Source organism: Thioclava indica (assembly GCF_000714545.1).
Lineage (GTDB): Bacteria > Pseudomonadota > Alphaproteobacteria > Rhodobacterales > Rhodobacteraceae > Thioclava > Thioclava indica.
Map to the genome: position 1 here is coordinate 446,915 of NZ_AUNB01000001.1, position 8,304 is coordinate 455,218.

11 protein-coding genes are annotated in these 8,304 nt (G+C 62.1%); 5 read left to right on the top strand and 6 right to left on the bottom strand.

All coding sequences use genetic code 11. The features are described from left to right. The first annotated feature begins 132 nt into the window (after positions 1–132). Entirely contained in the window at positions 133–603 is a 471-nt protein-coding gene (greA, locus tag DT23_RS02200) for a transcription elongation factor GreA (protein ID WP_038127624.1), read from the top strand. A 23-nt stretch (positions 604–626) separates the two neighbouring features. After that, a complete protein-coding gene (locus DT23_RS02205; protein WP_038127627.1) occupies positions 627–1,676 on the top strand; it encodes a hypothetical protein in 1,050 nt (349 codons plus the stop codon). Here the strand turns inward: DT23_RS02205 and DT23_RS02210 are convergent. Beyond that, positions 1,673–2,260, bottom strand: coding sequence for a GNAT family N-acetyltransferase (locus DT23_RS02210; protein ID WP_051696975.1), 588 nt, complete (start codon positions 2,258–2,260; stop codon positions 1,673–1,675). The two genes, DT23_RS02205 and DT23_RS02210, sit on opposite strands and share 4 nt — an antisense overlap. Continuing rightward, positions 2,257–2,874, bottom strand: coding sequence for a molybdenum cofactor guanylyltransferase MobA (gene mobA, locus DT23_RS02215; protein ID WP_051696976.1), 618 nt, complete (start codon positions 2,872–2,874; stop codon positions 2,257–2,259). Before mobA ends, DT23_RS02210 begins: the two co-directional genes overlap by 4 nt. A gap of 52 nt (positions 2,875–2,926) precedes the next feature. Here mobA and DT23_RS02220 point away from each other — a divergent pair, with 52 nt between their 5' ends. The 3 genes from DT23_RS02220 to DT23_RS02230 all read left to right on the top strand — a co-directional run bounded on the left by DT23_RS02220 (position 2,927) and on the right by DT23_RS02230 (position 4,816). After that, positions 2,927–3,649: an AzlC family ABC transporter permease gene (locus DT23_RS02220; RefSeq protein ID WP_038127630.1), complete on the top strand. Its 723-nt coding sequence runs from the start codon at positions 2,927–2,929 to the stop codon at positions 3,647–3,649. Beyond that, a complete protein-coding gene (locus DT23_RS02225) occupies positions 3,646–3,978 on the top strand; it encodes an AzlD domain-containing protein (protein ID WP_038127631.1) in 333 nt (110 codons plus the stop codon). Before DT23_RS02220 ends, DT23_RS02225 begins: the two co-directional genes overlap by 4 nt. A gap of 115 nt (positions 3,979–4,093) precedes the next feature. Beyond that, entirely contained in the window at positions 4,094–4,816 is a 723-nt protein-coding gene (locus DT23_RS02230) for an NAD(P)-binding domain-containing protein (protein WP_038127815.1), read from the top strand. Positions 4,817–4,986: 170 nt separating this feature from the next. Here the strand turns inward: DT23_RS02230 and DT23_RS02235 are convergent, their stop codons facing one another. The 4 genes from DT23_RS02235 to DT23_RS02250 form a co-directional block, all read right to left on the bottom strand. After that, positions 4,987–5,619, bottom strand: a complete 633-nt coding sequence (locus DT23_RS02235) for a hypothetical protein (RefSeq protein ID WP_240473523.1) — start codon at positions 5,617–5,619, stop codon at positions 4,987–4,989. Between the two features lie 52 nt (positions 5,620–5,671). Further along, positions 5,672–5,806 carry an aa3-type cytochrome c oxidase subunit IV gene (locus DT23_RS02240; protein WP_038127633.1) on the bottom strand — a complete coding sequence of 45 codons (135 nt, stop codon included), beginning with the start codon at positions 5,804–5,806 and terminating at the stop codon, positions 5,672–5,674. A 61-nt stretch (positions 5,807–5,867) separates the two neighbouring features. After that, positions 5,868–6,917 carry an MBL fold metallo-hydrolase gene (locus tag DT23_RS02245; RefSeq protein WP_038127634.1) on the bottom strand — a complete coding sequence of 350 codons (1,050 nt, stop codon included), beginning with the start codon at positions 6,915–6,917 and terminating at the stop codon, positions 5,868–5,870. Then, positions 6,914–8,304 (bottom strand): acyl-CoA dehydrogenase family protein (locus DT23_RS02250; RefSeq protein ID WP_038127635.1); only part of this gene is annotated, 1,391 nt, incomplete at its 5' end. The genes DT23_RS02245 and DT23_RS02250, both read right to left, overlap by 4 nt.

An 8,304-nucleotide genomic window follows, 5' to 3' on the forward strand; every position in this document is an offset into this window, starting at 1 on the left:
CTGGCCTGTTTGTTGTTACCTCTCTTCTATCGGCGGGTTTTGGCAAAAATGTGGCTCAAGGCTTGACTTGGGGGGGCAAGAAAAGATTTAGATGCCCTGAATTAGGATTTTCTCCGAGTTCGGGAGCCTTCCATGGAAAAAGTGCCGTTGACGCGCGCGGGTCACGACTCGCTTAGTCAAGAATTGAAAAAACTGAAGTCGCAGGAACGCCCTGCGATCATCAAGGCGATTGCCGAAGCGCGTGAGCTGGGCGATCTGTCGGAGAATGCCGAATACCATTCGGCCCGCGAGAAGCAGGGCTTTATCGAGGGCCGTGTCAAGGAAATCGAAAGCCTGTTGGGTCGCGCCGAAGTGATCGATCCCAGCAAATTCACCGGATCGGTGAAGTTTGGCGCCACGGTCGTCATCGTTGACGAAGACACCGACGAGGAAAAAACCTATCAGATCGTCGGTGAGCCCGAGGCCGATCTGGAACAGGGTCGCTTGAACATGAAATCGCCCCTTGCCCGCGCCTTGATTGGCAAAGACGAGGGGGACTCGATTGATGTGCGCACCCCCGGCGGCACGCGCAGCTACGAGATCTTGTCGGTCATATTCGCCTGACACCGCCCATTTTGGAGCCATGAATGGAAACGCCTGCGGAGCAGACAACGCAAACCCCATCGCCCTTGGGCGGGATGCGCGCGTCGATGGCGCGCGGTGGGGCCATTGTGTCACGCGGCCCCGGTGCGATCGAGTGGATCGCGCTGGCGCTGTCGGTTTTGTGGCTATTCATGGTGCTGGCGTTCTGGTTCTTCGCGCCCGGCGTGGCGGGGGCGGCGTCGCTGTTTAACACGGTCTCGTTGATGGTCGGGATGGCGCTGCCGATTGCGATGATCTGGGTCGCGGCGATCACCGCGCGAGGCGCGCGCGAGATGCGCGCCGAGGCGCAGGCGCTCAAGCAGTCGATCGAGGCGATGCGGATGGCGTGGCTTAATCAGCAGGCGTTGCGCAGCGATCAATCGGTCGAGCGCAAGCTGGACGAGATCGCCGCCGTAACGCGCCAAGCCGAAACCACCATCGCAACCTTTGCCTCGCGCCGCGATTCCCATGCCACGCAGCCCTCGGCTGATCGCAAGGCCGCACTGGTCGCACCGCCTCCGCTGCGCCCCGACGACACGGAACCGATGCTGGCGCTTGGCACTCCTGCCGAGGAATTGCGCGCACCGATCTCGATTGCCGATTTCATTCGCGCGCTGAACTTCCCCGACACGCCCGAGGATAAGGAGGGCTTTCGCGCCCTGCGTCGTGCGTTGGAAGATCGCTCTACGGCGAAATTGTTGCGCTCGTCGCAGGATGTGCTGAACCTGCTGTCGCAAGACGGGATTTATATGGATGACCTCACGCCCGACCGCGCCCGTCCGGCGCTGTGGCGGCGGTTTGCGGCAGGCGAACGGGGGCGCGAGATCGCAAGCTTGGGCGGCATCCGTGATCGCTCGTCGCTGGCGCTATCGGCGGGGCGGATGCGTGGCGACACGATCTTTCGCGACGCGGCACACCACTTTCTGCGCCAGTTCGACCGCACCTTTGGCGAGTTCGAAAAGAACGCCTCGGATCAGGAAATTGCCGAGCTGGCCGAGACCCGCACGGCGCGCGCCTTCATGCTGCTGGGCCGCGTGACGGGCAGTTTCGACTAAAGCGCGCGGCGCATTTCATGCACGCGGTGGAAGTCGAAGGCGAGCCGCGTGAAGATCGAGTGACGCTGTCCGGTAGCAACAAATCCAAGCCGATCATACAAGGCGCGCGCGCGCATGTTTTCCGCGACCACCTCAAGGCAAAGCGCGCTGTACCCTTGCGACTGGGCGTAGCTGCTTAAGCTCTCGATCAGCTCTGTGCCAATGCCTTGGCCGCGCGCCTCGGGGCAGACTGCAAGCCCGTCGACCATCATCGTGCCCGGTTCCAGATCTTGGGCCAAGGCGCGCAGACATCCCGCGCGCCACAGGCCGCCCATGCGCCCGTAGCTGGCGCGCAAATCCCGCGGCCCACCGCCCACGAATGACCCAAACGGGGTGCGAAACCCGATCACCCCAACCAGTTCGCCGCGCGCGTTGCGCGCTGACAGCGCAAATTGCGGCGCGATCACGCGGGTGATGAAATCCAGCGCGCGGGTCTGGGGCCGCATCACCCGACCCAGCTTGCCACCAAACGCCTGCCAGTAAAGCTGCGCGGCGCGGGCGCGCTGATCGGGGCCCAGCCCGTGGTGATAGGTGATGTCGTTCATGGCGTGCGGGCCAGTGCCGCCTCAGCCTTGGCGAGGTCATCCGGAGTGTTGAGGTTGGCGAACGGGTCGGGACCGGCGCTGAAATCGACCTCGCGCGCGCCCTGTGCGGCCATACGTAAGCGGCGCTCGCCCGCCCCGAAAAGCTGCGCGATTTCGGCGCGCTTCGAGACCGGCCAATAGCCCACGCTGGGATGCGCGCGCCCGTTGGAACACGCAATCGCCACGTCCGGCCCTGCAAGATGCGCCACCAGATCGCGGGGCAGGAACGGCGTGTCCACCGGCACGCAGATCAGCGCATCCGCCCCGCTTTGCACCGCCCATTCCAAGCCCGCAAGCAGCCCGGCAAGCGGCCCCTCGCCCAGCCTCTCGGGTGCATCCGGCAGCACAGGCAGCGGCGCGAATTGCGCGGGGGCGCGATTGCTGGACACCGCCAAACGCGCCACCTGCGGGGCGAGGCGATCTGTGACATGCGCGATCAAGGGGCGACCGGCGAGCAAGACCTGCGCCTTGTCCACGCCACCCATGCGACGGCCCTGACCGCCCGCCAGAATCAGTCCGAAAATCACCTCTGCCACGGGGTTGATTGCCTCCAATACAATCGCATGCTTTGCCATTTCGCGCCGCCTCCTCTAACAGTTTCGCAAGATCCAGGAGGAGACAAGCGCGATGTCGCAAAGATCTGCCATCAAAGCCGCCTATTGGCGCGGTTTTCGCCACGGCTTGCCGTTCCTGCTGGTGATTGCGCCGTTCGGGTTGCTGTTTGGCGTGGCGGCGACCAAAGCCGGCATGGACTTGGCGCAGGTCATGGGGTTTTCGGGGTTGGTGATCGCGGGGGCGGCGCAGTTCACCGCGCTGCAACTGATGGGAGATCATGCGCCCGTCGTGCTGATCCTCGCCGCCTCGCTGGCGGTCAATCTGCGGATGGCAATGTATTCCGCGGCGCTATCCCCGCATCTGGGCCGCGCGTCGGTCTGGCAAAAGGCGCTGGTGGCCTATTTCCTGCTTGATCAGTCCTATGCGCTGGCGGCCAATGAATACGAGACCCGCCCGCAGATGACGCGCGCCGAGAAGCTGCTCTATTTTGCGGGAGCTTGCACTCCGGTCTGCCCGCTTTGGTTTGTCGCGACGCTGGCCGGAGCGCTGGCGGGGGCTGCGATCCCGCCGGAGTTTGCGCTTGATTTCGCGGTGCCGATTACGTTTCTGGCGATGATCGGCCCGGCCTTGCGCAGTCTTGCCCATGTCGCGGCGGCAGTCGTGTCGGTGGTGGGTGCGCTGGCACTGTCGTTTTTGCCCTCGGGTGTCGGGCTGATGATTGCGGCGCTTGTGGCGATGGTGACGGGCGCGCAGGTTGAACTTTGGGTCAATCGCCGCAAAGGAGCCCTGCTATGAGCGGTTATTCCGATGCGGTGATCTGGGGGATCATCGTGGCGCTGGGGATCGGTACTTTCGCGCTGCGCTATTCGTTTCTGGGCTTTCTGGGTGATCGCCATTTGCCCGAATGGGCGCTGCGCTATTTGCGCTATACGCCGGTCGCGGTGCTGCCGGGGCTGGTGGCGCCGCTTGTTGTCTGGCCTGCGGCGACCGATGGACAGCTTGACCCAGCCCGGCTTATTGCAGCCGCCGCCGCGCTGACCGTCGGGATCGCAACGCGCAACACGCTTTGGGCGATTGTCGGGGGGCTTACCGCGCTCTATCTGGCGCTTTGGGGGATTGGCTGAGGAACGGCTGAGGGGGAGCTGCTAGAACGGGGTAACGTCAGCTTTGAGTCCAATTTGCGCGGTGTTCCTATCTGTGCAAGTGTCTGTTTTGGTTCATATCGCAATGAGGGTCGACATGCGAATTGGGGTGATAGGATGTGGAACGATTTCCCGCGCGGCAGTGGAAGGCATCGTTCACAACGGGCATGAAATCACTGTGTCAAAGCGCAGCACTTATCATTCATCTTTCCTTGCTGAAACTTACGAAAACGTTCGGACCGCCGACAATCAGGGGGTTATAGATGCAAGCGATGTTCTTTTTCTGGGATTGATGGCCGAAGCTGCACCAGATGTACTAGGCCCTCTGGAATTTCGTGAAGGCCAGATCGTGATTACCTTCATGGCCGGTGCATCGCTTGAGGAGGCAGATGCCTTGGTTCGTCCGGCGCGTGCGACGGCCATAATGATGCCCTTTCCCGGAATTGCGCAGGGCGGAACTCCGATAATGATGTACGGAGACGCTGAAATTGTCACAGACATCTTCGGTGACAGCAATATTATATTTCCGGTGCGGGACGCCGAGGAGATGACCGCTTACCTTTGTGCCCAAGCGGTTCTGTCTCCTGTTGCGCGCATGGTCGGCGATGCCGCGGATTGGCTTGGAGAACGGGTATCGGACAAGGCCCAGGGGGAAGCTTTTCTCAGGGCATTAGTCGCATCAAATCTGTCGACGACAGCTTGTGATCCTCTTATCGAAGCTCTCAATACTCCCGGTGGATACAACCAGAGACTTCGGCTCCATATGGACGCTGCGGGAGTGAGCAAGGCCCTCAAGAGCGGCCTCAGCATATTGGTTTAGATCAAAACAGAAGCCGGTTTCGGATAGGTTTTTGACCAGCCGTGACCTCCATCCTCGATAAGATCAACACTGCAGACATTCAAAAAACGTCAGCGCGGGGTATCTAGGTCCGCGTAGCCCCCCCACAAAAAAGACGCGCGAAGTTTCCCTCGCGCGCCGGATACTTTTTATCAGTTCCCCATCTGTACGACCTGTCGGGGCTTTTCCTGCTGGATCATCAGCACGCCGGAATTGTCGTCGGGGTCATCGTCATAGTGATCCTTGCTGATCACGCCCGGCAATTTCCCGAACGCCTTGGACAGTTTCAGCGGCGAGAAGGTGAACGGGATCTCGTCGTGCAGCCACGGCATATCGCGCAGCGCGCTTGATACCGAATCGGCGCACATCATCTTGTTGACCGAGCCGTTACGCTCGACCCGCGCCATCAGCTGATCGGCCTGCGCCATCGTGATCGGGATTTTCTGCGAGCGCACAAACCACGTCTCGCGGCTGTGATAGTCGATGTAGAATTTGCGCATCTTTTCGGTGATGCCGAAATGCACATCGTTGCGTTCGGGTGCCCAAGGGTGATTCCACGTGCCTGCGGGATCAAAGATGATCCGCTCGCGCCCGTTGATCATCAACGCCGAATGCCCGCCCGCATTGGTTCGCGTGCTGATCACGGTATATAGCGTCAATGAGGGCGGCTCATCCGAGACGTAGCGATAACGCGCGACATCGGCATCCGAGGCATAGATATTGTCCGCACCGCAGCCCGCCAGAAACAGCGGCAGCATCAGGCAGACGAGAAGCAGGCGCATCATCAGCCCGATCTCCCTTTCTGGTGAGTTCCCGAATGGCTGCGCGCGATGCGCCTCAGCCGTTTGCCAGAGCGAGAAACACCAGAAACGCAATAATAACAATCACCGCGACCGAGACAAAGCGCGTAAATCCCGCGAATGTTCTCTCTTGGACACGGATATCCATTTCGCCCGGCTTGTATTCGGCCATTGCACATCTCCCTGTTGTGCTGATCTCCCAGTGCGAAACCTAACCGAGCCGTGCCGCCCTGTCACGCCCCTTGATCGGCCAGCGCCCATTCCCATGCGCCATCGTCGCGCAAGGTGCGGGTGATCTCGCCGCGCAGCCAAAGGTGGTTGAGATGGGCCATCGACTCGACAAGCGCCAAGCCATAGGTGCCCGCGTCGATCTTGCGCTTGAACAGCGGCGCGAAACAGTCACCCGCGACACGCGGAGTTTGCAGATGCGCGCGCAGACGTTTCAGCGCGCCCTCGTGGTTTTCCACCATCTGGATCAGGCGCAGCGGCAGTCCGGTGAAGGGCAGTTTGTGGCCGGGCAGCACAAGATGGCGATCCTCGGCGATTTCGGAAAACCGCGCGCAGGAGGTGAGCCAATCGGTCAGCGGGTCGGCCTCGGGTTCGGTCGCGTAAACGCCCAAGTTCGCCGAGATCGAGGGCAGCAGTTGATCGCCCCCCAGCACCAGATCGTCGTCGCGCGAAAACAGCGTGGCATGTTCGGGCGCGTGGCCATCGCCCATATACACGTCCCATTCCCGCCCGCCGATGGTGATTTGGTCACCTTCAACAATGCGCGTAAACCCAAGCGGCAGCGGATGCACGCAATCGGCAAAGTTGAACGGGCGCTCATTGGCGCGCAGCTCGAAAATCTCGGGGTCCATTCCGGCGCGGCGATAATATTCCAGTGTCTCGGCGGCGGGGCGATCTTGCGGGTCCAGCACCAGCATGCGCGCAAACAGCCAAGAGGTGCGCGTGGTTACCAGTTCCGCCCCCTGCGCTTGCAGCCAGCCCGCGAGGCCGATGTGATCGGGGTGGTAATGCGTGACCAGAACGCGCGTCACCGGCTTGCCCGAGAGCGGCCCGTCCAGCGCGGCTTGCAACGCCGCGCGGCATTTGCGCGTGTCGATGCCCGGATCGACCAGCGTCCAGCCATCACCATCATCAAGCGCAAAGCAGTTGACGTGATCAAGCGCCATCGGCAGCGGCAAGCGCAGCCACATCACGCCCGGTGCGACCTCAATCGCGTCACCGGGCGCGGGTGGCTCGGGCCAAGGGTAGCGGATTCCGGCGCTTTCGCCCCTCATGCCTCAAGGTCTTCGACCGACAGCGCATAAAGCCCCTCAGCCCCTTCGCGCGCCTCAACCAAAGCGGCGGCATATAGCGGCATCAAACGGCGGATATAGACAGCGGCCAGATGCCCGCGCGCCGAATTGCGCCCGTCAGCCATCGCCGCGCGCAGGTGGTAATAGCCCCCCAGCACCCGCGCGAACGCATCAAGATAGGGCACAGCGCCAGCAAAGCGGTCTTGCGCGCCCTGCTTGAGCATCCATTCGGTATGTTCGCGCAGCGCCTCGGCGGCTTGCCAGACATCCTCGGCCAGCACCGGGAAATCGCCGCGCGCGCCTTGGGCCTCGTCCTCGACCTCTTGCAACAGACGGCAGGCGGCGGCGCCGTCATCCATCATCTTGCGCCCGACAAGGTCCATCGCCTGAATGCCGTTGGTGCCCTCATAGATCGTGGTGATCCGCACGTCGCGGGCGTATTGGGCCGCCCCCGTTTCCTCGATGAAACCCATGCCGCCATGCACCTGAATACCGGTATTCGCGACGCGGATGCCCATATCGGTGCCATACGCCTTGGCAATCGGGGTCAGCAGCGCCGCGCGCGCAATCCAGCTGTCTTTGCCAGTGGCGCGCCCCATGTCGATTGCCACCGCACAGGCCAGCGCGATCGAGCGCGCGGCGAAAATCTCGGCCTTCATCTCGGCCAGCATCCGGCGCACATCGGCATGCTCAACGATCGGCGCGAATTGCACGCGATCCTTGGCATAGGCAAGCGCGTCCTGATAGGCAGCCTCGGCCACGCCGATGCCCTGCGCGCCTACGTTCAGACGCGCATTGTTCATCATCGTGAACATCGCCGCCATGCCCTTGTTTTCCGCGCCAACCAGCCAGCCGGTCGCGCCCTCATAGCTCATGACGCAGGTGGGTGAGCCGTGAATCCCCATCTTATGTTCCAGCGACACAACCTTGAGGGAATTGGCCACGCCGGGCTTGCCGTTGTCGTCGGGGATGTATTTGGGCACCATGAACAGGCTGATGCCCTTGGTGCCCGGCGCCGCATCGGGCAGACGCGCCAGCACCAGATGGCAAGTGTTTTCAAACACATCCGAGTCGCCCCAGGTGATGAAAATCTTTTGCCCCGTGATCGCGTAGGTGCCATCGTCATTGGGTTCCGCCTTGGTGCGCAGCGCGCCCACATCGGACCCCGCGCTGGGTTCGGTCAGATTCATCGTGCCTGACCACTCCCCCGAAATCAGCTTGGGCAGATAGAGATCCTTGATCGCGTCGCTTGCGTGATGTTCGAGCGCCTCGATCTGGCCCTGCGTCAGCAGCGGGCACAGTTGCAGCGACAGGTTCGCCCCCGAGAGCATATCGTTAAAGCCCACGTTCAGCGTTTGCGGCAGGCCCA